The organism is Variovorax sp. MPBD4-3 (assembly GCF_058809745.1).
Window position 1 is genome coordinate 74,515 of sequence record NZ_JBXASW010000010.1, and the last position, 24,596, is coordinate 99,110.

23 protein-coding genes are annotated in these 24,596 nt (G+C 69.4%); 11 read left to right on the forward strand and 12 right to left on the reverse strand.

What is annotated here, in order from left to right:
• Positions 1–9: 9 nt before the first annotated feature.
• Entirely contained in the window at positions 10–714 is a 705-nt protein-coding gene (locus AC1RVW_RS08620) for an SIMPL domain-containing protein (RefSeq protein ID WP_493199292.1), read from the reverse strand.
• Between the two features lie 74 nt (positions 715–788).
• Positions 789–1,271: a hypothetical protein gene (locus AC1RVW_RS08625; protein WP_493199294.1), complete on the reverse strand. Its 483-nt coding sequence runs from the start codon at positions 1,269–1,271 to the stop codon at positions 789–791.
• Between the two features lie 53 nt (positions 1,272–1,324).
• Here AC1RVW_RS08625 and ompR point away from each other — a divergent pair, with 53 nt between their 5' ends.
• Both ompR and AC1RVW_RS08635 read left to right on the forward strand, forming a co-directional pair.
• On the forward strand, positions 1,325–2,056 hold the full coding sequence (gene ompR, locus AC1RVW_RS08630; RefSeq protein ID WP_007837017.1) for an osmolarity response regulator transcription factor OmpR: 732 nt from the start codon (positions 1,325–1,327) through the stop codon (positions 2,054–2,056).
• 75 nt (positions 2,057–2,131) lie between these two features.
• Complete coding sequence (locus AC1RVW_RS08635) at positions 2,132–3,553, forward strand: sensor histidine kinase (protein WP_081267293.1); 1,422 nt, start codon at positions 2,132–2,134, stop codon at positions 3,551–3,553.
• Positions 3,554–3,564: 11 nt separating this feature from the next.
• Here AC1RVW_RS08635 and ispF read toward each other — a convergent pair whose 3' ends face one another.
• Together ispF and ispD are read right to left on the reverse strand one after the other, a co-directional pair.
• The gene (ispF, locus tag AC1RVW_RS08640; RefSeq protein ID WP_081267279.1) at positions 3,565–4,053 is read right to left on the reverse strand and encodes a 2-C-methyl-D-erythritol 2,4-cyclodiphosphate synthase; all 489 of its coding nucleotides are present in this window, start codon (positions 4,051–4,053) and stop codon (positions 3,565–3,567) included.
• The gene (gene ispD, locus AC1RVW_RS08645; RefSeq protein ID WP_493199297.1) at positions 4,050–4,772 is read right to left on the reverse strand and encodes a 2-C-methyl-D-erythritol 4-phosphate cytidylyltransferase; all 723 of its coding nucleotides are present in this window, start codon (positions 4,770–4,772) and stop codon (positions 4,050–4,052) included. The genes ispF and ispD overlap by 4 nt, the downstream gene beginning before the upstream one ends.
• Positions 4,773–4,891: 119 nt before the next feature.
• On the opposite strand from ispD, the gene mfd reads away from it, so the two are divergent.
• The 3 genes from mfd (at position 4,892) to AC1RVW_RS08660 (ending at position 10,404) form a co-directional block, all read left to right on the forward strand.
• Entirely contained in the window at positions 4,892–8,374 is a 3,483-nt protein-coding gene (gene mfd, locus AC1RVW_RS08650) for a transcription-repair coupling factor (protein ID WP_106934704.1), read from the forward strand.
• Positions 8,371–9,084 carry a phosphoserine phosphatase SerB gene (serB, locus tag AC1RVW_RS08655; protein WP_493199299.1) on the forward strand — a complete coding sequence of 238 codons (714 nt, stop codon included), beginning with the start codon at positions 8,371–8,373 and terminating at the stop codon, positions 9,082–9,084. The genes mfd and serB overlap by 4 nt, the downstream gene beginning before the upstream one ends.
• Positions 9,085–9,339: 255 nt before the next feature.
• The gene (locus AC1RVW_RS08660) at positions 9,340–10,404 is read left to right on the forward strand and encodes an Ldh family oxidoreductase (RefSeq protein WP_493199301.1); all 1,065 of its coding nucleotides are present in this window, start codon (positions 9,340–9,342) and stop codon (positions 10,402–10,404) included.
• 13 nt (positions 10,405–10,417) lie between these two features.
• On the opposite strand, the gene AC1RVW_RS08665 is transcribed toward AC1RVW_RS08660, so the two are convergent.
• Positions 10,418–10,747 carry a DUF6172 family protein gene (locus AC1RVW_RS08665; RefSeq protein WP_493199303.1) on the reverse strand — a complete coding sequence of 110 codons (330 nt, stop codon included), beginning with the start codon at positions 10,745–10,747 and terminating at the stop codon, positions 10,418–10,420.
• A 126-nt stretch (positions 10,748–10,873) separates the two neighbouring features.
• Here AC1RVW_RS08665 and AC1RVW_RS08670 point away from each other — a divergent pair, with 126 nt between their 5' ends.
• Both AC1RVW_RS08670 and AC1RVW_RS08675 read left to right on the forward strand, forming a co-directional pair.
• The gene (locus tag AC1RVW_RS08670) at positions 10,874–11,050 is read left to right on the forward strand and encodes a hypothetical protein (RefSeq protein WP_493199386.1); all 177 of its coding nucleotides are present in this window, start codon (positions 10,874–10,876) and stop codon (positions 11,048–11,050) included.
• 66 nt (positions 11,051–11,116) lie between these two features.
• Positions 11,117–11,344 (forward strand): hypothetical protein, encoded by a 228-nt coding sequence (locus tag AC1RVW_RS08675; protein WP_081267286.1) that lies wholly within the window; start codon positions 11,117–11,119, stop codon positions 11,342–11,344.
• A gap of 1 nt (position 11,345) precedes the next feature.
• On the opposite strand, the gene AC1RVW_RS08680 is transcribed toward AC1RVW_RS08675, so the two are convergent.
• A complete protein-coding gene (locus AC1RVW_RS08680; RefSeq protein WP_237680200.1) occupies positions 11,346–12,533 on the reverse strand; it encodes an aminotransferase-like domain-containing protein in 1,188 nt (395 codons plus the stop codon).
• A gap of 109 nt (positions 12,534–12,642) precedes the next feature.
• Here AC1RVW_RS08680 and nth point away from each other — a divergent pair, with 109 nt between their 5' ends.
• Together nth and AC1RVW_RS08690 are read left to right on the forward strand one after the other, a co-directional pair.
• A complete protein-coding gene (nth, locus tag AC1RVW_RS08685) occupies positions 12,643–13,290 on the forward strand; it encodes an endonuclease III (protein ID WP_081267288.1) in 648 nt (215 codons plus the stop codon).
• 25 nt (positions 13,291–13,315) lie between these two features.
• Positions 13,316–14,170, forward strand: a complete 855-nt coding sequence (locus AC1RVW_RS08690; RefSeq protein WP_493199306.1) for an Ivy family c-type lysozyme inhibitor — start codon at positions 13,316–13,318, stop codon at positions 14,168–14,170.
• 34 nt (positions 14,171–14,204) lie between these two features.
• On the opposite strand, the gene AC1RVW_RS08695 is transcribed toward AC1RVW_RS08690, so the two are convergent.
• A complete protein-coding gene (locus tag AC1RVW_RS08695) occupies positions 14,205–15,767 on the reverse strand; it encodes a methyl-accepting chemotaxis protein (RefSeq protein WP_493199308.1) in 1,563 nt (520 codons plus the stop codon).
• Positions 15,768–15,909: 142 nt separating this feature from the next.
• Here AC1RVW_RS08695 and AC1RVW_RS08700 point away from each other — a divergent pair, with 142 nt between their 5' ends.
• Positions 15,910–18,744 (forward strand): LuxR C-terminal-related transcriptional regulator, encoded by a 2,835-nt coding sequence (locus AC1RVW_RS08700; RefSeq protein ID WP_493199310.1) that lies wholly within the window; start codon positions 15,910–15,912, stop codon positions 18,742–18,744.
• Between the two features lie 19 nt (positions 18,745–18,763).
• Here AC1RVW_RS08700 and AC1RVW_RS08705 read toward each other — a convergent pair whose 3' ends face one another.
• Genes AC1RVW_RS08705 through AC1RVW_RS08720 form a run of 4 tightly spaced genes read right to left on the reverse strand, consistent with a single transcriptional unit; the run spans position 18,764 to position 22,630 of the window.
• Positions 18,764–19,327, reverse strand: a complete 564-nt coding sequence (locus tag AC1RVW_RS08705; RefSeq protein WP_493199312.1) for a histidine phosphatase family protein — start codon at positions 19,325–19,327, stop codon at positions 18,764–18,766.
• On the reverse strand, positions 19,324–20,118 hold the full coding sequence (locus tag AC1RVW_RS08710) for an adenosylcobinamide-GDP ribazoletransferase (protein ID WP_493199314.1): 795 nt from the start codon (positions 20,116–20,118) through the stop codon (positions 19,324–19,326). Before AC1RVW_RS08710 ends, AC1RVW_RS08705 begins: the two co-directional genes overlap by 4 nt.
• On the reverse strand, positions 20,115–21,173 hold the full coding sequence (gene cobT / locus AC1RVW_RS08715) for a nicotinate-nucleotide--dimethylbenzimidazole phosphoribosyltransferase (protein WP_493199316.1): 1,059 nt from the start codon (positions 21,171–21,173) through the stop codon (positions 20,115–20,117). Before cobT ends, AC1RVW_RS08710 begins: the two co-directional genes overlap by 4 nt.
• Positions 21,170–22,630 carry a cobyric acid synthase gene (locus tag AC1RVW_RS08720; RefSeq protein ID WP_493199318.1) on the reverse strand — a complete coding sequence of 487 codons (1,461 nt, stop codon included), beginning with the start codon at positions 22,628–22,630 and terminating at the stop codon, positions 21,170–21,172. Before AC1RVW_RS08720 ends, cobT begins: the two co-directional genes overlap by 4 nt.
• Here AC1RVW_RS08720 and AC1RVW_RS08725 point away from each other — a divergent pair.
• On the forward strand, positions 22,590–23,012 hold the full coding sequence (locus AC1RVW_RS08725) for a hypothetical protein (protein ID WP_493199320.1): 423 nt from the start codon (positions 22,590–22,592) through the stop codon (positions 23,010–23,012). The two genes, AC1RVW_RS08720 and AC1RVW_RS08725, sit on opposite strands and share 41 nt — an antisense overlap.
• A gap of 77 nt (positions 23,013–23,089) precedes the next feature.
• Here AC1RVW_RS08725 and AC1RVW_RS08730 read toward each other — a convergent pair whose 3' ends face one another.
• Positions 23,090–24,589 carry an efflux transporter outer membrane subunit gene (locus tag AC1RVW_RS08730; RefSeq protein WP_493199322.1) on the reverse strand — a complete coding sequence of 500 codons (1,500 nt, stop codon included), beginning with the start codon at positions 24,587–24,589 and terminating at the stop codon, positions 23,090–23,092.
• Positions 24,590–24,596: the final 7 nt, after the last annotated feature.

Consider the following 24,596-nt stretch of genomic DNA (forward strand, 5'->3'; position numbering starts at 1 on the left):
GCAGCCTTCTTATTTGAGCTGCACGGAACCCGACACGTTCACGACCACGCTGGTCTTGCCGGCCTCGACCGGCACGGCCGAATCGGAAGAGAACGACGCCTTCGCCTGCATCGCCATCATGCGCGGGCGCGGGCCGTTGTCGCTCGCGTTCACCGACACCTCGCGCAGCGTGTAGCCGCCGAAGCCGAAGCCCTTGGCCAGTTCGGCAGCCTTCTGCTTGAAGTTCTCGATGGCGATGCCCTGCGCCTCGGCCTCGGTCTTGGCGCGCTGCTCGCGGCTCAGGCCGAAACCGACATTGCCCACGCTCAGCGTGCTGATGCGGCCGGCGGTCTGGGTGATGCGCGGGAAATCGCGGCCCTCGAGCACCAGCTCGGTGGAGCCCTGCCAGCCGTTGATCTTGCCGTCCTTGGTGTAGCGCGGCGAGAGGCTGAAATTGCCGGTGTGCACGTCCAGCTGGCCCGGCTGGGCGGTCTTCCTGGCCTCGCTCAGGGCGGCGTCGAGCGCTGCCTTGAGCTGCGTCTGCACGGTGGCGGCATCGGCGGCGTCGCGGGTGGTGGTGAGCGTCATGCTCAGCATGTCCTGCTGCACCTCGACCGTTCCGGCCGCCGACAGCTGCAGCACGTTCTGCGGCGCGGGCGTGACGACGCTTTGCGCGATGGCGGTGCCGGCCATGGCCAGGGCCGCGCAGGCCGCGAGCAATTTGATGGATTTCAAGGTGTAGTTCTCCCCAGTTGGTATGAAAGACAAGCCGAGGCCGGCAGGCCATCCGGCTGGCCCGCCGGAACGCCTCAGCGGCGTTGGCTGCTTGGAGACGTCAGCGGGCGGGCCGCGGTCGGCGGTGCCGGTGCGATCCGCTCGGCCGGCTGCGATTCTGCCGAATTGACCAATGCACCCGCGGCGGGCGGGGTCCATTGGCCGCGAACCTGCTGGCGCAGCTCGAACAGTTCGGCGGCCGTCAGCCGCCGGCCGGCCATGGCTTCCTCGCGGCGGACCTCTTCGCGCTGCCCGGCCCGATGGGCCGCGACGGCATCGCGAACCTCGCTGCGGCGCACCTCGCCCACCCTCAGGAAATTGCCGGGAACCGCCTGCGCCCACAGCGGCGCACACGCACAGGCGACAAGAAATGACCGGGCGAAATATGGTTGTCTCATTGAGCGAAAGTCATAAGGCAGCAGTGACTTTGCCACCTCAACGCGTACGGCTGGTGACCAGACCGCGAGCGTCCGCAAGTTTTGTAACTTAGTGTCAAACCATAAGTAAATCTGGCTCAACGGGTGCTCAACGCCTTCAGAATCGGCCCTGTTACAAATTCATCGTTGTAGAAATGACTCAAGTTCCCGCTCGCACCGACAAGATCGTGATCGTCGACGACGACGCCCGCATCCGCGACCTGCTGCGCCGCTACCTGACGCAGGAAGGTTTTGAAGTGATCGTGGCCGAGGACGGCAAGGCGCTCAACCGCATCCTGTTGCGCGACACGGTCGACCTGATCGTGCTCGACCTGATGATGCCCGGCGAAGACGGCCTCTCGGTCTGCCGCCGCCTGCGCGCCGCCAATGACCGCACGCCGATCATCATGCTCACCGCCAAGGGCGAGGACGTGGACCGCATCGTCGGCCTCGAAGTCGGCGCCGACGACTACCTCGGCAAGCCCTTCAACCCGCGCGAACTGCTGGCCCGCGTGCACGCCGTGCTGCGCCGCCGTCCGCCGCTCGAGGCGCCCGGCGCCCCTTCCACGGAGAACGAGACCGTCACCTTCGGCCCGTTCGCTTTCGATCTCGGCTCGCGCACCCTGAAGAAGGATGGCGAAGAACTCTCGCTGACCACCGGCGAGTTCGCGATGCTGAAGGCGCTGGTGCGCCATCCGCGTCAACCGCTGTCGCGCGAAAAGCTGGCCCAGCTGGCGCGCGGGCGCGAGTTCGAGCCCTTCGACCGCAGCCTGGACGTGCAGATCTCGCGCCTGCGCAAGCTGGTCGAGTCCGACGCCGCCGCGCCGCGCTACATCCAGACCGTCTGGGGCGTGGGCTACGTGTTCGTGCCGGACGGCACGGCCTGACCGCCCGTTTGAAAGGTGCCCATCGGCCAACCCGCCAGACAGGGCCTGGTCCAGGAGGACGGCGCACAGGTCACGATGCCGAGCCCGCTCGAGGCGAGTTCGCACCGTGACCGTCGGCCCGGCCTCAAGCTGGGTTTCAGCCTTTTCTGGCGCACCTTCTTCCTGCTCGCGCTGCTGCTGATCGGCTGTACGGTCGCCTGGCTGCAGACCTTCCGCTCGCTCGAATACGAGCCCCGTGCCATCCAGACCGCGCACCAGATCGCCTCGCTCGTGAACCTCACGCGCGCGGCGCTGGTGTATTCGGACGCGATCACGCGGGTCTCGCTGATCAAGACTCTGGCCGACCAGGAAGGCGTGCGCATCCTGCCGCGCGAGCCCAACGACCGCTTCGAGCCCTACACCAGCGGTGCGCTCGACCTGCGCGTGACCGAGGAACTGATCGACCAGCTCGGCGAAGGCACCACGGTGGCGAGCCGCGTGAACGACGAAGCCGGCCTGTGGATCGGCTTCACCATCGAGAGCGACACCTACTGGCTGCTGCTAGACCCCACGCGCTTCAGCCGGGTGGGCGGACGCACCTGGCTGGTCTGGCTGAGCACGGCGATGGCGCTGTCGCTGGCGGGTGCGGCGCTGATCACGCGGCTCATCAACCTGCCGCTCAAGCAGCTGTCGCGCGCGACCATGCAGGTGCGCGAAGGCGAATACGAGGCCCACCGGCTCGACGAGCGCGCCCGCACCAACGAGATCCGCGCCGTGAACATCGGCTTCAACCGCATGGCCGACCAGCTCGCCAAGATCGAGCAGGACCGCGCCATCATGCTGGCCGGCATCTCGCACGACCTGCGCACGCCGCTGGCACGGCTGCGGCTCGAAACCGAGATGAGCGTGGCCGACGAGGACGCCCGCGACCACATGGCCGCCGACATCGCCCAGCTCGACGCGATCATCGACAAGTTCCTCGACTACGCCCGGCCCGACCATGTCGATCCGCGCCCGGTGCTGCTGCGCGACGTGGTCGACGCCTGCACCTACGCCGTGCAGGACTACGACGAGATGAACATCACCGTCGACGTGCCCGCCGACCTGCGCGTGCTGGGCGACGAGGTCGAACTCACGCGGGTGATCTCCAACCTGGTAGAGAACGCGCGGCGCTACGGCAAGACGCCCTCCACCGGCGTGGCCGACGTGACGATCCAGGCGCAAGCCAACAACGACGCGGTGCTGATCAAGGTGCGAGACCACGGCGCGGGCGTGGAGCCTGCCCTGCTCTCGCAGCTGACCAAGCCCTTCTTCCGCGGCGACACCGCCCGCACCTCGGCGGCCGGCGCGGGCCTGGGCCTGTCGATCGTGGCGAAGAACATCGAGCGCATGGGCGGCACCTTTGCGCTGACCAGCACGCCGGGGCGCGGTCTCGCGGCCCACATCCGGATGCCGCGCGCAATGCCGGCGGCGGCCGGCAAGCCCGGAGAGTCGCAGGGCGGCAAGAAGCCGGCCTGAGCGCCGCCGCCTCAGCGGTGGAGCAGAACGGCCGCGCGCGCTTCCATCGCGCGGCCCTCGCCCACCGGGCCCAGCTTCTCGGCCGTCTTGGCCTTCACGTTCACCTGTTCCAGCGCCACGCCCAGCGTGTCGGCGATGCGCTGGCACATGAGCGGAATGTGCGGCGCCAGCTTGGGCGCCTGGGCGATCACGGTGCTGTCGACGTTGCCGATCTCCCAACCCGCCGCGCGCACCCGGCGTGCCGCCTCGGCCAGCAGCACCGACGAATCGGCACCGCGGAACTGCGGATCGGTGTCCGGAAAATGCCGGCCGATGTCGCCCAGCCCGGCGCCGCCCAGCAGCGCGTCGGTGATGGCATGCAGCAGCACGTCGGCGTCCGAATGGCCCAGCAGGCCGGTGACGTGCGGCACCTCGATGCCACCCAGGATCAGCTTGCGCCCGGCCACCAGCTGGTGAACGTCCCAGCCCTCGCCGACGCGGATGTTGAAAGCGCCCGTCATGCCATGCCCTTCCTGCGGCCGAGCAGCACGGCCTCGGCCAGTGCGAAGTCTTCGGGGTAGGTCACCTTGAAGTTCTGGGCGCTGCCCGGCACCAGCAGCGGCGACAGGCCGATGGCCTCGATGGCGCCGGCCTCGTCGGTCACGGCGTCGCCGATGCGCTCCAGCGCGTCGAGCAGCATGCCGATGCGGAACATCTGCGGCGTCTGCGCCAGCCACTTGTCGGCGCGCGGCAGGGTCTGGGCCACGCGGCTTTCCGTCGTGGACGCTTTCAGCGTGTCCGCCAGCCGGTGAGCCAGCAGGCCGCCCACGGCGTCGTGCTCGCAGGCGGCAATCAGCGCCTCGATCTGGCTGGAGCTGACGAGGCAACGCGCCGCGTCGTGCACCAGCACCCAGTCGTGCGCGCCGGCGCCCTTCTGCCGCAGCGCCGCCAGGCCGTTGCGCACCGTGGCCGCCCGGGTCAGGCCGCCCACGCGCAGCAGGTATTCGTTCTCGGCGGGAAAGCGCGGCAGCGAGGCATCCACATCGCGGTCGTCCGGCGACACCACCAGCGCCAGCCCCGCAAAGCGGCCCGACAGCGCCCGGAAGGCCTCCAGCGTGTGCGCCACCATCGGCAGGCCGGCCAGTCGCTGGTACTGCTTGGGCTGGCTGGACTGCGCATGGCCCGCGCGATGGCCGGAGCCGGCGCAGGGAATCAGCACGAAAAGTCGGGAAGAAGACATGAGGTCCTGTACGGGCGGGCCAATGGCCGACAAGCGGATGAAGGGCCGCCATTCTAGAATTGCCCCTCGCACACCCCTCGCCAGCCGGCGCGGGGTGTTGTGCATTTCCTAAGCGTTACATGGACCTCCCCCACCTCACGGCGGGCAAGCGTTTCACGCTGCCGCGTCCCCCGTTGTCGGCCGATGCACTGCTGCTGGCGCAGCTGGCCATGCGCGAGAAAGCCGCCGGGCGCGCCACGGCGATGTTCACCGCCGATGCCAACGACGCCCAGCGCCTGATCGACGAGATCGCCTTCTTCGCGCCCGACCTGCGCTGCGCCCTGTTCCCCGACTGGGAGACGCTGCCCTACGACAGCTTCTCGCCCCACCAGGACCTGATCAGCGAGCGCCTGGCCACCCTCTGGCGCATCAGCCAGAAGGAAGCCGACGTGGTGCTGGTGCCCGCCACCACCGCGCTCTACCGGCTGGCGCCGCCGTCCTTCCTGGCCGGCTACACCTTCCACTTCAAGGCCAAGCAGAAGCTCGAGGAATCGAAGCTCAAGGCCCAGCTCACGCTGGCCGGCTACAGCCACGTGACGCAGGTGGTGAGCCCCGGCGAATATGCGGTGCGCGGCGGGCTGATCGACCTGTTCCCCATGGGCTCGCCGGTGCCCTTCCGCGTCGACCTGTTCGACGACGAGATCGACTCCATCCGCACCTTCGATCCCGACACCCAGCGCAGCCTCTACCCCGTGCCCGAGGTGCGCCTGCTGCCGGGCCGCGAGTTCCCGATGGACGACGACGCGCGCGGGCGCTTCCGGGGCCGCTGGCGCGAGCTGCTTGAAGGCGACCCGACCAAGAGCCGCATCTACAAGGACATGGGCAACGGCGTGGCCACCGCCGGCATCGAGTACTACCTGCCGCTGTTCTTCGACGAGACGGCCACGGTGTTCGACTACCTCGGCCCCGACGCCACCGTGGTGCTGCACGGCGACCTGGAGCCCGCGTTCCAGCACTTCTGGCAAGACACCAACGAGCGCTACCGGCTGGTGCAGGGCGACCCCGAACGCCCGGCGCTGCCGCCCGAAGCGCTGTTCCTGAACGCCGAGCAGTTCTACCAGCGCGCCAAGCCCCATGCGCAGCTCGCCATCCGTGGCGACGTGCCCACCGAGGCGCCCTACGCCGAGTTCGACAAACTGCCGCCGTTCGCCGTGGTGCGCGGCGCCGAAGACCCGCTGGTCGGCCTCAAGGCGCACATCGCGAAGACGCCGCACCGCGTGCTGCTGATCGCCGAGAGCGACGGCCGCCGCGAGAGCCTGCTCGACTTCCTGCGCGCCAGCGGCGTGAACCCGCCGGCCTTCGACTCGCTGGCCGAATTCGAAGCCTCCGCCGACGAAAAAGTCGGCATCGCCACCGCCGCGCTGGCGTCGGGCTTTGCCTGGCGAGAACAGGGCATCGACCTCGTCACCGAGACCGAGCTGTTCGCCACCGCGCCCACCACGCGCCGGCGCAACAAGAAACAGGAACAGGTCAGCGACGTCGAAGCGCTCATCAAGGACCTGTCGGAGCTGAACGTCGGCGACCCGGTGGTCCACACCGCGCACGGCATCGGCCGCTACCGCGGCCTGATCCACATGGACCTGGGCCAGGGCAACGGCCCCGACGGCAAGCCCCTGCTGCAGGAAATGCTGCACCTGGAGTACGCCGACAAGGCCACGCTCTACGTGCCGGTGTCGCAGTTGCACCAGATCAGCCGCTACACCGGCGTCAGCGCCGACGAGGCACCGCTGCACAAGCTGGGCTCCGGCCAGTGGGACAAAGCCAAGCGCAAGGCTGCCGAGCAGGTGCGCGACTCGGCTGCCGAGCTGCTCAACATCTATGCCCGCCGCGCCGCGCGCGAGGGCCATGCCTTCCGCTATTCGCCGGCCGACTACGAGGTGTTCGCCAACGACTTCGGCTTCCAGGAAACCGCCGACCAGAAGGCCGCGATCCATGCGGTGGTGCAGGACATGATCTCGCCCCAGCCCATGGACCGCCTGGTGTGCGGCGACGTGGGCTTCGGCAAGACCGAAGTTGCGCTGCGCGCCGCCTTCATCGCGGTCACCGGCGGCAAGCAGGTGGCCTTCCTTGCGCCCACCACGCTGCTGGCCGAGCAGCACTACCAGACGCTGGTCGACCGCTTCGCCAAGTGGCCGGTGAAGGTGGCGGAAATGAGCCGCTTCCGCTCCGCCAAGGAAATCACCGCCGCCGCCAAGGGGCTGGCCGAGGGCCAGGTCGACATCGTGGTCGGCACGCACAAGCTGCTGTCGCAGTCGGTCAAGTTCAAGAACCTGGGCCTGCTCATCATCGACGAGGAACACCGCTTCGGCGTGCGCCATAAAGAGGCGATGAAGGCCATGCGCGCCGAGGTCGACGTGCTCACGCTCACCGCCACGCCGATTCCGCGCACGCTGGGCATGGCGCTGGAAGGCCTGCGCGACCTGAGCGTGATCGCCACCGCGCCGCAGCGGCGCCTTGCCATCAAGACCTTCGTGCGCAACGAAGGCACCGGCGTGATCCGCGAAGCCGTGCTGCGCGAGCTCAAGCGCGGCGGGCAGGTGTACTTCCTGCACAACGAGGTCGAGACCATCGAGAACCGCCGCCAGAAGCTCGAGGAAATCCTGCCCGAGGCCCGCATCGCCGTGGCCCACGGCCAGATGCCCGAGCGCGAGCTGGAGCGCGTGATGCGCGACTTCGTGGCGCAGCGCTACAACCTGCTGCTGTGCTCGACCATCATCGAGACCGGCATCGACGTGCCGACCGCCAACACCATCGTGATGAGCCGCGCCGACAAGTTCGGCCTGGCGCAGCTGCACCAGCTGCGCGGCCGCGTCGGCCGTTCGCACCACCAGGCGTATGCCTACCTCATGGTGCCCGACACAGAGGGCCTGACCAAGCAGGCGGCACAGCGGCTCGACGCCATCCAGCAGATGGAAGAACTGGGTTCCGGCTTCTACCTGGCCATGCACGACCTGGAGATCCGCGGCACCGGCGAGGTGCTCGGCGAAAGCCAGAGCGGCAACATGATGGAGATCGGCTTCCAGCTCTACAACGAGATGCTCAGCGAGGCCGTGCGCGCGCTCAAGGCCGGCCAGGAGCCCGACCTGCTGTCGCCGCTGTCGGTCACCACCGAGATCAACCTGCACGCCCCCGCCCTGCTGCCCGACGACTACTGCGGCGACGTGCACCTGCGGCTGTCGTTCTACAAGAAGCTGGCCACCGCGAAGACGCCCGACCAGATCGACACGCTGCTTGAGGAAATCGTCGACCGCTTCGGCAAGCTGCCGCCGCAGGCGCAGACGCTGATCGACACGCACCGCCTGCGCGTGCTGGCGCGGCCCTACGGCGTGGTGAAGGTCGATGCCGCGCCGGGCATCATCAACATCACCTTCAGGAAAGACGCGCCGGTGGACGGCATGGCCATCATCCAGCTGATCCAGAAGAACAAGCACATCAAGCTCGCCGGCAACGAGAAGCTGCGCATCGAGCGCGAACTGAAAGAGCCGAAAGACCGGGCCCAGTTGGTGCGCGACGTGCTGCGCAGCCTGGGCCAACCCATCGTCAAGGAAACCGCCACCGCATGAGCGCCACTCAAGAAATCTCCCCCGGCCTGGTTCTCCAGCGCGTGAAGCCGCCGCTGAAGCTGGCCGACTTCAAGCTGATCGCGTTCGACATGGACTCGACGCTGATCAACATCGAGTGCATCGACGAGATCGCCGATGCGGTCGGCAAGAAGGCCGAAGTGGCGGCCATCACCGAAGCCACGATGCGCGGCGAGATCAAGGACTTCAAGGAGAGCCTGCGCCGCCGCGTGGCGCTGCTCGAGGGCGTGCCGGTCGAGGCGTTGCAGCAGGTGTACGACGATCGGCTGAAGCTCAACCCGGGCGCGAGCGAGCTGGTCGCGGCCTGCAGGAAGGCCGGCCTCAAGGTGCTGCTGGTGTCGGGCGGCTTCACTTTCTTCGCGAATCGCGTGAAGGAGCGCCTGGGGATCGACTTCGCGCGCTCCAACCTGCTCGACGAAGCCGATGGCAAGCTCACGGGCGAGGTCGTCACGCAAAGCTGGGGCGACATCTGCGACGGCGCCGAGAAACGCCGCACGCTGCTGGAGGTGGCGTCGCTCATGGGCATCTCGCCGCAGGAAACTATCGCCGTCGGAGACGGTGCCAACGACCTGCCGATGATGGGCGAGGCCGGTCTCTCGGTGGCCTACCACGCGAAGCCGAAGGTGCGCGAGCAGGCGATGGTCGCGATCAACGAAGGCGGGCTGGACCGCGTTCTCGAAATACTGCGATGAGATTTTGGGGGCGTGACTCGGGGCGCGCTCCCGCCGACGGGGTACTCTGCTCCGCGAATGTCCCCCGGCCTGCGGCCTCCTCCTTTATTTCGCTGCGCAGAGCACCCCGCCAGCGTGATCGTTCAGTGCACTGGTTGATCGGCCGGCACAACGGAAGCGCCCATGTGCGCAGGGCGCCGGGGACATTCGCGGAGTGGAGTACCCGATGGCCTGCGCACAAGCCCTGAACAACAGCAAGCAACACGACGAGACAACATGACCGACACCACCCCGCTCTACAACGCCGACGCCCTCAAGGACTACGCCAGCGCCCTCCTCCAGAAAGCCGGGCTCGAAGCATCCAAGGCCGACAGCGTGGCCCGCACCCTGGTCGAAGGCGATCTGCTGGGCCACGACACCCACGGCCTCGCGCTGCTGGCTGGTTATGTGAAGGAACTGGAATCGGGCGGCATGACCCGCGACGGCACACCCGAAGTGCTGTCCGACCGCCCCGCCGCCGTGCTGTGGGACGGCAAGCGACTGCCCGGCCCCTGGCTCATGGACCAGGGCATGGACCTGCTGGTGCCCCGCGCGCGCGAACTGGGCACCGCCTCGCTCGTCATCCGCCGCAGCCACCACATCGCCTGCCTCGCCGTCTACATGCTGCGCGCGCTGCAGGAAGACATGCTCATGCTGCTCGCCTGCTCCGACCCCAACACCGCCAGCGTCGCGCCCTTCGGCGGCACGCAGGCCGTGTTCACGCCCAATCCGCTGGCCATGGGCTTTCCGCTGTCGCAGGGCGGCGTGATGGTCGACATCTCGGCGTCCATCACCACCAACGGCATGAGCAACCGCAAGCGCGCCGCCGGCGAGACCTTCGCCGAGGAGTGGCTGATCGACGCCGCCGGCAAGCCGTCGAACGACCCGCAGGTGCTGTTCGACCAGCCGCCCGGCACGCTGCTGCCCGTGGGCGGCCTGAGCCACGGCCACAAGGGCTACGGCATGGCGCTGCTGGTCGAGACGCTCACCGCCGGCCTCGCGGGCCACGGCCGGGCCGACCCGCCCGAAGGCTGGGGCGCCACGGTGCACATCACGCTGCACGACCTGAACGCCTTCGGCGGCAAGGAAGCCTTCCTGCGCCAGATGGACCACGTGGCAGCGCAGTGCCGCGCCAACACGCCGATCGACCCGGCCAAGCCTGTGCGGCTGCCGGGCGAAGGCGGTCTGAAGCGTAGGGATGCGCAATCGAGGAACGGGGTGCGGCTGCACCCGTCGATCGCGCGTGCGCTGCACGATGCCGAGCAGCGCTACGGCCTGCGGCTGGCGCAGGCGCTGGTCTAGACCGGAGGCAGGCTCAGTCTTCTTCGGTTTCTGAAGAGGCGGGAGCGGCTTCGCCCGCGGGCCGCGGCTTGCGCTTGCCGGGCTTGGCCACGACCTCGACATAGAACTGCTTGCCGCCGTCCTTGACCACGCCGTCGATCAGGCCGGTGATCGCCGAGAGGTGGACGACTTCGGCCGATTCCTCGGCCGCGCCGAACTTGCAGTCGAAGTCCCAGAAGTCCGCGCCTTCGGGCAATTCGCGCCGCCGCTCGCGCTTGATGTACTTGCGGATCTCGTGCTTGATGGCTTCGAGGAGACGGTCGGGGTGCTTGCCCTCGACCTGAAGCTGAAAGGTTTTTCTCATGGGTGATCGTAACCAATGTGAAAGCCGCCGAATCCGGCACCGCCTGATGTCCCGGATGGGCACCGATCTTGCTCGCTACCATGGCTGCCAGGCAACAGATCCCGCGGCGGCCATGCCGATTCACCCATGCTGACCTTCTTTCATCCGGAGCAACTGCTGCACCACCCGCGCAGCTACCTGTCGCGCGGGCAGATGCGCACCCCGCAGGAAATTCCGGACCGCGTGCAGGAAGGCGGCTATCACCTCGAGAGCCTGGAAGCCAACGCAAGCGCCTTCTTCGGGGGATTCGCGGATATCGCGTGATGGTCTTGGCGGCGGCGGCCGCCGCGCTGTGTACAGTCGGCGCTTCGAATGGAAGCAGGTGAAGACATGGCGCGCGCAAACGACTGGGCAAGCAAGGTGATGGCATTGATCAACGGTGGCAACCCCACCGCAGCCATCGCGCAGATCAAGGTCGCGCCCTCGGTCAAGGACCTGAAGGCGCTGCAGACCATCATGACGCTCTCGAAAATGAAAGGCCGCTATCCGAACGTGGATGCGGCCATTGCGGACAACCTGGAGCTGCTCGCAGCGCCCCGGCTGCACCGCTCGCCGTGATTTACAGCGCCTGACCCAGGCGCTTCACGCCCTCTTCGATCTTGGCCACATCGGCCGTCGCGAAGCTCAGGCGCAGCGTGGCCACGTCGGGCTTCTCGGCGAAGAACGGAGCGCCGGGCACGAAGGCCACGAGCTTCTCGATGGCGCGCTTGGCCAATTCGTTCGCATCGGCCAGCTTGCCGTTGGCGCCCGTGAGGCGCGCCCAGAAGAACAGGCCGCCGTTGGGCTGGGTGAAGCTCACCGCGTCGCCCAGTTCGCGCTTGAGCGCATTGCCCATGGCCTGCGCGCGCTGGCCGTACACCTCGCGCACGTGTGCCAGCGTGGCGGGCATGCGGCCGCTCTTGAGGTACTGGGCCGCCGTGGCTTGCGAGAAGGTGCTGGTGTGCGCATCGCTGAACTGCTTGCACATGGTGGCCTTGGCCAGCAGCTCGGGCGGGGCGATCATCCAGCCGATGCGAAGGCCCGGGCTCAGCACCTTGCTCAGGCTGCCGCAGTGCGCCAGCAGCTCCCGGCTGCCGGGCACGTCCTTGCTCAGGGCCATGATCGACGGCGGCGGGGCTTCGCCGAAGTACAGGTCGCCGTAGGGGTCGTCCTCGACGATCAGGGTCTGGTATTTGACGGCCAGCTCGAGCACCTTCTTGCGGCGCTCCAGGCTCAGCATGGCGCCGCTCGGGTTGCCGAAGGTGGGAATCAGGTAGACGAACTTGGGCTTGTGCTCGGCGATGAGCTTCTCGAGCTCGTCGGTCTTCACGCCGTTGGCGTCGATGGGTGCGCTGATGAGCTGCGCGCCGTACAAGCGGAAGCACTGGATGGTGGCCAGGAAGGTCGGGCCCTCGACGATCACCTTGTCGCCGGGCGAGATCATGGTCTTGCCCAGCAGGTCCAGCGCCTGCTGGCTGCCGGTGGTGACGATCAGGCCGGAGGGGTCGACATCGACGCCCTTGGTCTTCATGAAGGCGCTCAGCTGCGTGCGCAGCGGCTCGTAGCCTTCGGTGGCGCCGTATTGCAGCGCGCCGCCGGGTTCTTCGGTGAGTGCCTTGTTGCTCGCCTCCTTGAGGCCCTCGACGTCGAACATGGCGCTGTCAGGGAAGCCGCCCGCGAAGCTGATGATGCCGGGCTTGCCCAGCAGCTTGAAGAGTTCGCGGATGGCGGAGGTCTCGACGTTGTCGAGTCGGGAGGCGAATTGCATGGTTTGGCTCTCTTTCTGGGGTGCCATTGTCGCGAAAGCCGCGGGCAATAAAGCTGCGTAAGGCTTTGGCCTTTCAACGATATATTGCGCTAACGCCGACCTCCGCCCCATGAAAAAAGAAAACATCCCGCTCTTCTTCGCCACGCTGCAGGCGGCCAACCCGGAACCCCAGACGGAACTCGAATACACCACGCCCTTCGAGCTGCTGGCCGCCGTGCTGCTGTCCGCGCAGGCCACCGACGTGGGCGTGAACAAGGCCACGCGCAAGCTGTTCCCGGTGGCGAACACGCCGCAGGCCATCCTCGACCTCGGCGTGGAGGGGCTGGAGGAATACATCAAGACCATCGGCCTGTACCGCAGCAAGGCCAGGCACCTGATCGAGACATGCCGCATGCTGGTGGAGCAGCACGGCGGCGAAGTGCCGCGCACCCGCGCCGAGCTGGAAGCGCTGCCCGGCGTCGGCCGCAAGACCGCTAACGTGGTGCTGAACGTGGCCTTCGGCGAGGCCACCATCGCGGTCGACACGCACATCTTCCGCATGGGCAACCGCACCGGGCTCGCGCCGGGCAAGACGCCGCTGGAGGTGGAACTCAAGCTGGAGAAGCGCGTCCCACTGCAGTACCGGCTGCACGCGCATCACTGGCTCATCCTGCACGGACGCTACGTCTGCGTCGCGCGCAAGCCGCGTTGCTGGGAATGCGCGGTCGCCACCTTCTGCGACTACAAGCCCAAGACACCCGCGCCGAAGACGGCCTGAAGAAACACATCTGACGACACACCGAATGACAATGAAGAAGCCCCCGTCCCGCGCGCTCCTGGCCACCGTCCTGCTCGGCATGGCCGCCTGCTTGCCGGCCGTGTCGTGGTCGCAGGCCGCATCGCCCGGCCTGGGCGCCGATGCGATGGCGCAATACGGCGGGCGCTGGTCCACCGACTGCGCCAACGCCGCCGCACCCACCGTGCAGGTGCACGCCGACATGCTGATCGCCGAGAGCGGCAAGCGCCGCGTGGTCGGCACCGCACCGCAGACGGCCCACAGCTTCTTCGGCAACAGCCCGCCCCCGCCCAACTTCGACGTGGCGCTGATGAGCAGCGTGCCCAAGGCCGGCGCCCTGAACTTCCTGGTCTACCGCGAGGCGCGCGGCCAGTCGATCACGCTGGACGCCGAAAAGCCCGTTGCCGGCCAGCTCGGCCCCGACATGATGAAGCTGCGCTACTGGCGCTGCGACGGCGCCGCGCGCGCCGTGCCGCCGCCGGCCGAAGCCGCCGTGCCAACGAAGCAGCCGGCGCCGCCCACAGGCAGCCCCGCCGCGCTCGCGCAGGGGCCGGCCATGCAGAAGGCCTGGCGCGCCGCACTCGGCACGCGCGAAACCGACCGCTGGCTGGTGCGCCGCGAGGGCCCGGCGCCGGAACCCCAATGGGTGACCGTCGACGGCACGCGCTACCTGCTGCATGCCTTCTGCAAGCCGCACGACTGCTACGACAACAACGCCATCGCCCTGTACGACCAGGGCTCGGGCCGCATCTACGGCCTGGTGCAGCGCGGCGGCAGGAACCGGCTGGTGGGCACGCCGCCCGCTGCGCTCGCCCCCCAGCTCGACAAGCTCTGGCGCGAGCAGTGGCGCAAGAAGAGCTGAGCGGCGCCCGCCCCGGGGCCACGCTAGGCGGCACTCAGGCCAGCTTGAACATGCGCACCGCATGCACCAGGCCCGCGGCCTGATCGTTCATCGACTGCGCGGCGGCCGAGGCCTGCTCGACCAACGCGGCGTTCTGCTGCGTGGTGCGGTCCATCTGCTTGATGGCGTCGTTCACCTGCTCGATGCCGGCCGACTGCTCCTGGCTGGCCGCGGTGATCTCCGCCATGATGTCCGTCACCCGCCGCACGCTGCCCATGATCTCTTCCATGGTCTTGCCGGCTTCATTGACCAGCGTGCTGCCGGCCGCGACCTCGCCCACCGAGTCGCCGATCAGCGTCTTGATTTCCTTCGCGGCCGCGGCCGAGCGCTGCGCCAGGCTGCGCACCTCCGAGGCCACCACCGCGAAGCCCCGCCCCTGCTCGCCGGCACGCGCCGCCTCCACCGCCGCGTTCAGCGCGAGGATGTTGGTCTGGAACGAGATGCCGTCGATCACGCCGATGATCTCCACCACCTTGCGCGACGAGGCGTTGATGGACGCCATCTTCTCCACCACCTGGTCCACCACCGCGCCGCCGCGCGAAGCCACCTGCGAGGCCGAGTCGGCCAGCTGGTTGGCCAGCCGCGCGTTGTCGGCGTTCTGCTTGACGGTGGAGGTCAGCTCCTGCATGGAGGCCGCCGTCTGCTCCAGCGAGCTGGCCTGAGCCTCGGTGCGCGAAGACAGGTCGCGGTTGCCCGAGGCGATCTGGCTCGACGCCGTGGCGATGGAATCAGTGCCGTCGCGCACCTGCCCCACCACCTTGGCCAGCTCGTCGTTCATGGAGCGCAGCGCGCGCATCAGCATGCCGGATTCCGAGGAATCGGCCACCTCGATGCGCGCCGTCAGGTCGCCCGACGCCACCTGCTGCGCCACCGTCACCGCCTGCCCGAGCGGCCGCGTGATCGAGCGCGTCATGCGAAAGGCCAGCAGCAGCCCGCCGACCAACGAGGCGCAGCTGATCCACACGATCAGCCACTTGGCGCGCTGGTACGCGGCCTGGGTCGACGCGGTGCTTTCGTCGGCGCTTTTCTTCAGCTGCGCCTGGAAGGCCGCGACATGCGCCAGCACCTGGTTCAGCAGCGGCATGCATTCCTGGGTCAGCACCCAGACTGCCGCCTCGGTCTGGTGCGAGGTGGCGAGCGCGACCACGTTGCCGGCAATGGGCAGGTACTGCGCCTCGAGCGCGCGCAGCTTCTCGAGCATCTGGCGCTCCTCCGGGGTCGAGGCGGCCGGGTCGGCCATCACCGCGGCCATGCCCTGCAGGCCGGCGTCGATCTCGCGCTGCGAACTGCCGACGAGCTCCATGTCTCCTTTCTGCCCGGCCGAATCTTTCACCAGCGCCAGGTTGCGCGCCGCGATGGCGCGCTTGCCGATGGCGGACTGCACGCTGTTGAGCTCGTCGAGCTTGCGCTGGCCGACCTCGGTCGCGAAGGCGATGCGCTGCGAAAGATTGGCCATCTGGTGCAGGCCGATGCCGGTGATGACCAGCTGGAGCAGCAGCAACAGCGCAAAACCCAGCCCGAGGCGGGCTCCAATCCTGAGATTCGAAAGATCGAGCATGTGGCTTCCTCAAAAAAAGTTGCGTGGTCTCCCCTTCGTCATCGGCGGCCCCGGCATGCGCCACCCCACCCCTGAAGGGTGGGATGGGCAAACCCGGATACATGTGTTTCAGCGGGCGCCGGATGAATGAAAATTCACACGGATGCAATCCGACCTCTCCCCCGGCGCGACCGCACTGCGCGCCCGCAGCCGCAGCCGCCGGCTGCTGGTCCGCCAGAGCCTGCTCGACCGGCTCGCCGGGCCGGGCACGCGCCGCTGTGTCGTGCTTCGGGCGCCCGCCGGCTTCGGCAAGAGTTCGCTCCTGCTCACATGGCAGCGCGAACTGGTCTCGGCGCAAACCGATATCGCCTGGCTCAGGCTCGCCGACGTTCCCGAGGGCGACCTTCATTTCATGACCGCCCTGATGGCGGCACTGGGCGCCATCGATGCCGCCATCACCCGGCAGGCGGTGGCACACGCCCGCCCCGATGCCTACGCCATCGAGCGGCTGGTCATCGCGCTGGTGCGGGGCATCGCCGCGCACGGCCGCAAGGTGGTGCTGATCGTGGACGACGTGCACTGCGCGCAGAGCGAGAACGTGCTGCACGCGCTGCAACTGCTCGTCGAATACGCGCCGCCCAACCTGCTGTGCGTCTTCGCAAGCCAGCAAGAGCTGCCGATGACGCTGGCGCACACCCCGGGTTCCAAGACGGTGCTGGAGCTGCGCAGGGACGACCTGCGCTTCAGCCTTGCGGAGTCGATCGACTACCTCGACATGCGCCTGCCCGACCTGGACGAACGCGCCGCCACGGCGATCCACCGGCTCACCGAAGGATGGCCGGCCCTGTTGCGGCTGGCCAGCGCCGACGTGCGCCGGCGGCGCGGGGTGCAGTCGTCGCCCCTGGTCCACGGCGTGCCCGACCCCGAGCCCTTTGCCGCGTACTTCCACGCGCACGTGTTCTCCCGCCTTTCGGCCACGCAACTGCGCCTGCTCACCTGCTGCGCCGCCGCCACCCGCTTCAACGCGCTGCTGTGCGCCGACCTGGCGGGTGCCGGCTACACGCCCACTCTGTGCTCGGAGCTGCTGGAACCGCTGGCGCGCGAAGGCCTGCTGTCCTCCCCGCCGGAAGTGCCGGAAACACCCGAACCGCTGGAAGCACAAGACGCCGCACCGCCGCGCGAACGCTGGTGGCACATGCACCCGCTGCTGCGCAGCGTGCTGCTGACGCGCTTCGAGGCCTGGCCGGAGGCGGAGCGCCTGCGGGTGCATGCCACGGCCTGCCAGGTGTTCGCGCTGCGCGGCCTGCACCACCAGGCCGTGCGGCATGCGCTGGCCGCCGGCCACCGCGAGACGGCCGCCCGGCTGGCCGAGCGCGGCGCGGCGGCCCTGTTCACCCAGGGCCGGATGAACGAGGTGATCGCGCTGGTGCGCCAGCTCGACGCCCGGACCGTCGGCGACAACACCAATCTCGCTCTCTGGATGGCCTGGGTCGAACTGGCCGACTACCGCCTGGACGACTGCGCGCGCAGCATCGAGCGGCTGCGCGGACAGGCGGGCGCCATTACGCCGGATCGTGCGCCGGATCGCGCGCCGGATCGCGCGCCGGATCTTGCGCCGGACATGCGCTACCGGCTCACGCTGCTGAGCTGCCTGCTCGCCATCCGCAACGACGACAACGACGCGCTCTCGCAGCTGCTGCCGGAACTGCTGGCCCCGCCGCCGGGAGCCGACGACTTCGCGCTGGCCGGACGGCGCAACGTGCTCACCTGGCTCTACCTGCACCGCGGCGAGTTCGAGCAGGCGCGGCGCATACAGCGCGACGAGCCGACGCCGCGGGTGGACGGCGAACCGATGGTCGGCACCCTGTTCGGTTCGCTGATGGGACGCTGCCTCGTCGGCCTGTCGTATGCGGTCGAGGGCCAGATGCACCGCGCGGAGCGCATCTACCGCCAGGTGCTGAACGAAGCGCAGGAACGCGGCGCGCGCTGCGCCGAGGCCGAGCGGCTGACCGCGCAGTTGCTTGTCGAGGTGCTCTACGAGCAGCACGGTCCCCTGGTGGCGGCGCGCTTCATCCAGGAACAGCTGGGCGCGCCCGACGGCCTGATTCCGGACACCGCCCTGCGCATGATCATCGTGTCGAACCGCGCGCAGCAGGCCGCCGGCCGACGGCGCGAGGCGCTGGAGCATCTGGCGCAGGCCGCGAGCTTCCTGGGGCGTTTCGGCATGGACCGCGCACTGGCCTGCGTGCTGCTGGAGCAGTTCAGGATCCAGCTGGCGGGCAAGGACGCCGAAGCGGCACGGGCGTCGTTGCAGGAACTGGAAGTGCTGCAGAGCCGGCACCCGGGCGTCGAGCCCGGCACCCTGCGGCGCATCGCCGACGTCGTGGAGCAGGCGCGCATCTGGCTGGCGATGCACGACGGCGAACTGCTGCCCACGCTGGCGAAGATCGAAACCCTCTCGCACCGCTACGGGCAACGCGGGCAGATCGGCTTCGTCGCCGCGCTCCAGCTCCAGGCGGCCGAGGTCGAGCGCAGGCTCGGGCGCGCCGAAGCGTCGAGGGCGCGCGTGTGTGCGGCCCTGCGCCTGGGCCACAGGCTGGGGCTGCTGGCCACACTGCTCGGCGCGCACGACAACGCCCTGGAGCTGATCCGCACCGCGACCACGATTCCCAATCTCGACCCGGTGCTGTCGTTCTTCATCGAACGCATCGAGGCGCTGGCGCAATCGCAACGCGACGCGAGCGCCGAGCCCGCACCGGTGCCGCGCTTCAGGGACGACCGCCGGCCGAGCAGCCAGCTCACGCTGCGCGAAGCCGAGATCGCCGAGCTGCTGCTGCAGTCGCTGCCCAACAAGAAGATCGCGTTGACCCTCGGCCTGTCGCTGGACACGGTCAAGTGGCACCTGAAGAACATCTACATGAAGCTGGACGCCCACGGGCGCAGCGCCGTCGCGCAGCGCATGCGGCAGGAGGCGGAGCGCGACGACGACGGCAGGTAGCCGCCGGTACCTCTCTCCGTCAGGCGGAAGGCGGATGCCCGAAGGTCAGCCAGCCGCCGAACGGCATCTCGCCGCCGGGCCAGTCGCCCGCTGCCGCCGGGCAACGGATGCCGCGCTGCAGCAGCGTCACCGCGCGCAGCACGCCGGAGTGCGTGACCCAGAGCGTGTCGCGCCGCTGCGCCAGCCATTCGTCGTGCGCGGCGGCAATGCGCGCCATGAAGGCGCGCACGCTCTCGCCGTGGGTGCCCACGCGCAGGTCCGCGAAATCGGCGGTCCAGGCGTCGAAGTCTTCGCGCGGAATGGAGGCCCACGCGCGGCCTTCCCAGGCGCCGAAATCCATCTCGGCCAGCCTTGCGTCGCGCCGCACCGGCAGCTCGGGCCGCAGAGAGGCGATGGCGTCGGCCAGCGCGACGCAGCGGCGCAGCGGCGAACAGCACAACAGCGTGCCGGCCGGCAGCAACGGCGCGATGCGCCGGGCGGCGTCCAGCGTGGCGCCGGCTTCGGCTTCGAGGTCCGTGGCGCCGTAGCAGAGGCCCGGTTCGGCCACCACCGGGGCATGGCGCTGGAGCCAGAGCGTGCTCATGCCCGCCAGGCCAGCGCCAGGTAGATCGCGAGCTCGCAGACCTGCTGGGTCGCGCCCAGGCCGTCGCCCGTGAAGCCCTGCAACCGCCGCATGAAAAGCCGTGCCATCCAGCCCGCGGCCAGCAGGGCCATGAGCACCGCCGCCCCGACGTGCACTGCGTCGTGCGCCAGCAGCAGCAAGGCCACGGCCGGCACCGTCCACAGCACGGCGATGAGCAGCGCGCCGCCGCTGATGGCGTCCGCCAGCGGCTTGGCCTTGCTCGCGCCGCTGTCGCCCACATAAGGCAGCCAGCGGATCAGGAACAGCGGCATCAGCCGCGACAGCACATGCGCACCGACGATGGCGATGGCCACCGGCTGCAGCCCACGCGCGGCCAGCGTGGCGAGCAGCGCGAACTTCAGGCCCAGCGCCAGCACCAGCGCCACCGCGCCGAAAGCGCCGATGCGCGAGTCCTTCATGATTTCCAGCGCGCTTTCGCGCCGGGCCGAACCGCCCAGGCCGTCCGCCACGTCGGCCAGTCCGTCTTCATGGAAGGCGCCGGTCAGCATCACCGTGGCGACGGTGCTCAGCACCGCAGCCGCCAGCGCGCCCGCCACGCCGGGCAACCCCATGCCCACGCCGGTGAAGACCAGGGCGGCCACGCCGCCCACCAGCCAGCCGATGCCCGGCAGATGCGCGGCGCTCGCGCGCAGCATCTGCGGACTGAAGCCGACCCAGTCCGCGAGCGGGCCCGTCACGGGCACCCGCGTGAAGAACTGCAATGCCAGCAGGAAGTGCCTGATGCCGCTCATGCGTCCTTGCGCGACACGCCCGCCGCCTCGAAGCTCGCCATTTCGCGCAGGATGCGGCAGGCCGATTCGAGCAGCGGCCACGCCAGCGCCCCGCCGGAGCCTTCGCCCAGCCGCAGGTCGAGGTTCAGCAGCGGCTCCAGGCCCAGTTGCTCGAGCAGCAGCACGTGGCCCGGTTCGGCCGAGCAATGCGCGGCGACGCAGCGCTGCGCCACATGCGGCTGCAGGGCCTGCGCCACCAGCACGGCAGAGCTCGCGATGAAGCCATCGACCACGATCACGCGGCGCTCTTCGGCCGCCTGCAGCACGGCGCCGACCAGCGTGGCCACCTCGAAGCCGCCGAAGGCCGCCAGCGCGTCCAGCGGCGCCGTCGCGTCCGCGTGCAGCGCGAGCACCTGGCGCAGCACTTCGCGCTTGCGCGCCAGCCCCGCGCCGTCGAGCCCGGTGCCGATGCCGGTGCAGTCGTCGATGCGCAGGCCGCCCAGCCGCGACAGCAGCAGCGCGGCCGACGAGCTGTTGCCGATGCCCATCTCGCCGAGCAGCAAGGCGTTTCCCGGCAGCGCCCGCACCACTTCGCGCCCGTTGGCGATGGCCTGGGCGCATTGCTCCGGGCTCATGGCCGGGCCGACCGAGGCGTCGGCCGTGCCGGCGGCAATCCGGCGCGAGACCAGGCCGGGCCGGGGCTGGAAGTCGCGCCGCACGCCGCAGTCGACCACCGTCAGCGCCAGCCCGTGCTGGCGCGCCAGCACGCTCACCGCCGCGCCGCCGGCCAGGAAGTTCTCGACCATCTGCCAGGTCACGTCGCTCGGATAGGCCGAGACGCCGCGCGCCGCCAGCCCGTGGTCGCCCGCGCAGACCAGCATCTGCGGCGCCTCGAGCAGCGGCAGTTCGGTGCCCAGGATCAGCCCGATGCGCAAGGCCAGCGCCTCCAGCCGGCCGAGCGCGCCGAGCGGCTTGGTCTTGTTGTCGAGCGCGCTCTGCAGGCGCACCGCCAGCGCTGCGTCGGCGAGGTCGGGAATGGTGGGAATGGCGGGAATGAGGTCGTCGTCGTTGTTCATGCAATCAGCCCGGCCAGCACGCCGGCGTCGAAGTGTGTGTCGATGAAATCGGCCAGGCCGTCGAAGGTGGCGTCCAGCGTGGGCGCCGAGGCGCCGAACAAGGCATGAAGCGCGCCGGGGTCTTCGAACAGGCCGTGCATGTAGATACCCAGCACATTGCCGCGCGCGTTCTGCCAGGCCAGCCCGTCGGGCATCACCGGCCGGCCGTCGTGCGCCAACTGCGGATGGGCGGCCGTCTGGCCGTGGTGGATTTCGTAGCCGGCCACCGGCACGCCGGACAGCGCGGCCCAGGCGCCGCCCAGTTCGCCGAAGGTGGCGGCGCGGTGGCGCACCGTCTTCTCGCGCGCGAACACCGTCACCAGCGGCAGCAGGCCCAGCCCCGGCGCGTTGCCGTCGATGCCGTGCGGATCGACCAGCGCCTCGCCCAGCATCTGCAGGCCGCCGCAGATGCCCAGCACCGCGCCGCCGCGTTCGGCGTGCGCGGCCACGGCGCTGTCGAGCCCCTGCGCGCGCAGCCAGGCCAGGTCGCCGCTGGTGTTCTTGGAGCCGGGCAGCAAGATCCAGTCGGCGCCCGCCACGTCGGCCGGCGTGCGGGCCCAGACCAGCCGCACGCCCGGCACGTTCTTCAGCGCCTGGAATTCGTCGAGGTTGCTGATGCGCGGATACGCCACCACCGCCACCGTGCGGGTCACGGTGCCGCTCGCGCGGCTGCGGTCGTCGAACACGCCGTCTTCCTCGGGCAGGCCGTGCTGCCACCACATGGGCAGCGTGGCCACAGTGGGCACGCCGGTCAGTTCCTGCAGCTGCTGCGGCGCGGGGGCCAGCAGCGCGGCGTCGCCCCGGAACTTGTTGAGCACGAAGCCGTGCAGCAGCGCGCGGTCGGCCTCGGGCAGCAGCGCCCAGGTCCCGTACAGGTGCGCGAAGGCGCCGCCACGGTCGATGTCGGTCGCCAGCAGGCAGCGCGCCTGGGCATGGCGGGCGATGCGCATGTTGACGATGTCGCTGGCCATGAGGTTGATCTCGGCCGGCGAGCCGGCGCCTTCGATCACCACCACGTCGTTCCCGGCGCGCAGTTCGTCGAGCGCCCGGGCGATCTGCGGCCAGACGCGCTCGCTGCGCCCGCGCCACGGCAGGGCCGACAGCTCTTCGCTCACCTGCCCCATCAGCACCACCTGGCTGCGGGTGTCGCGCTCGGGCTTGAGCAGCAGCGGGTTCATGCGCACGTCGGGCACGGCGTTGGCGGCCAGGGCCTGGAAATACTGGGCGCTGCCGATTTCTCCGCCGCCCACCACGCGGGCGTTGTTGCTCATGTTCTGCGCCTTGAACGGCGCCACCTTCAGGCCGCGCCGCGCATACCAGCGGCACAGCGCCGTGGCCAGCCAGCTCTTGCCGGCTCCGCTGGTGGTGCCGAGGACCATGACGCACCGCGCCGGCCGGTTTGTTGCCGATGAACTCATCGGCGAATTGTCGTTGAGCGCCAAAACCGTCCAGGCGGAGCGACGAAATGAGACATCTTTCACACCTGGAGCATTTCAAATGCTGCGCTTGAATCCAAAAGTGGCTCTGATGCGTAGACACGGCTCACACAACGCACAGCATTCAGGGACCATGCCAGTTTTGAACGATTTGGCGCTAGCCGTCGAGGAACACGAGCCGGGCCAGTTTTTCTGGACCCTTCTCGAAGCCCATCACGGCGGCAACGCATCCGAGACCCTCGACTACCGGGTCTACCGCACCGCCGCCAAGCCGCAGGCCACCTACTCCAACGCGCTGGCGATGGGCGTCCTGGAACTGCAAAAAATAAGCGCCGCCGCAGGCACAGCCGGCAATACCGACTGAACCCACGGCGGCGCAAAGACCGCCTTGCAGCGTTCAGGCTTTCACTCTTTCCAAATCTTCTGTCGTTTCCCGGCCGCTCAGCGCGCGGCCACGGCCTGCCCGGCCGCAGGAGCTGCGCCCGCCACCGGCGCCGGCACGTCCCAGCTCCCGCCGATCGCGCGGATCAGCCCCACGGCCGCCTGGTACTGCGCCGACTTCACCTGCAGCGCCTGCCGACGGTTGCGCAGCTCGCTGCGGCGTGCGTCCAGCAGGTCGAGCTGGCTGATGTAGCCGTTGCGATAGCGCGTGTCCGAAAGACTCGTGGCGCGCTGGGCCGAGGTCACGGCCTGCGCCTGCACCACCGACTGCTCCTGCAGGATGCGGATGGCCGCCAGCTGGTCTTCGACCTCCTGGAACGCCACCAGCGCCTGCGTGCGGTAGCTGGCCAGCGCGCCGTCGAGCTGGGCGTTGGCGCCCTGCACGCCGGCCTCGCGGCGGCCGCCGTCGAAGATGGGCAGCGACAGCAGCGCGCCCACGCCCCACGAGCGGGCCGACCACTTGAACAGGTCGCCGATCTCGGGCGATGCGTAGCCGGCGGCACCGGTCAGCGAGATGTCGGGGAACCACGCGGTCTGCACCACGCCCACGCGGGCCTGCGCGGCCAGCACGGCGCTCTGTGCGGCCGACACGTCGGGCCGGCGCATCAGCACGGTGGAGGGCACGCCCGGCGGAATGTTCGGCAGCACCGTCGACCACTCGTCGGTGCGCAGGCCGAAGCTGGAGGCCGAATCGCCCACCAGCACCGCCAGCGCATGCTCCACCTGGGCGCGCTGCCGGTCGAGCGCGAGCGCGTCGGACTCGGTGGACGACACCTCGGTCTGCACCCGCGCCACGTCGAGCTCGGCGATGTCGCCGGCCTGCTCGCGGCGCTGCGACAGGCGCAGCGTGTCGCGGTAGGCCTCGACCTGCTCGCGCACCAGGGCGCGTTCGGCATCGAGCGCGCGCAGTTGCAGGTAGGTCTGCGCGGTCTGCGCCTGTATCGCGAGCCGGGTGCTCTGCAGCAGCGCCTCGCGGCCCGCGGCGTCGAGCCGGGCCGCGTTGCTGGCGCCCGAGAGGCGGCCGAACAGGTCGAGCTCGTACGAGAACGTGGCGCCGATGTTGGTCATCGTGGCCGGCCGGGTGCTGGCCGTGGCCTTGTCCAGCCCCGCGCCGCGGTTGGCGCCGGCGCCCAGGCCGATCTGCGGCAGGCGGTCGGCGTCGGCGGTGCGCGCCAGCGCGCGGGCCTCGGCCAGCCGCGCGGCGGCGGCCTGGATGTCGTTGTTGTGGATGTCCGCCTTCTCGACCAGCGCATTGAGCGTCGGATCGTTGAACACCAGCCACCAGGCGCCGCGCGACTGTGCCTCGGAAGGCACGGCACGCGTGAAGCCGGCGGGCGGCGTGGCGCCCTGGTCCTTGCCCTGTTCCTTGAACTGGGCCGTGGTCGTGATTTCGGGCAGGCCCGAAGGCACGGTGGCGCAGCCGGCCAGCGCCAGGGCGGCCAGCAGCGGCAGCACGGCGGCGCGAAGGGGCCTCGCCAAAGTCTTTGCTTGGATATTCATGATGAAC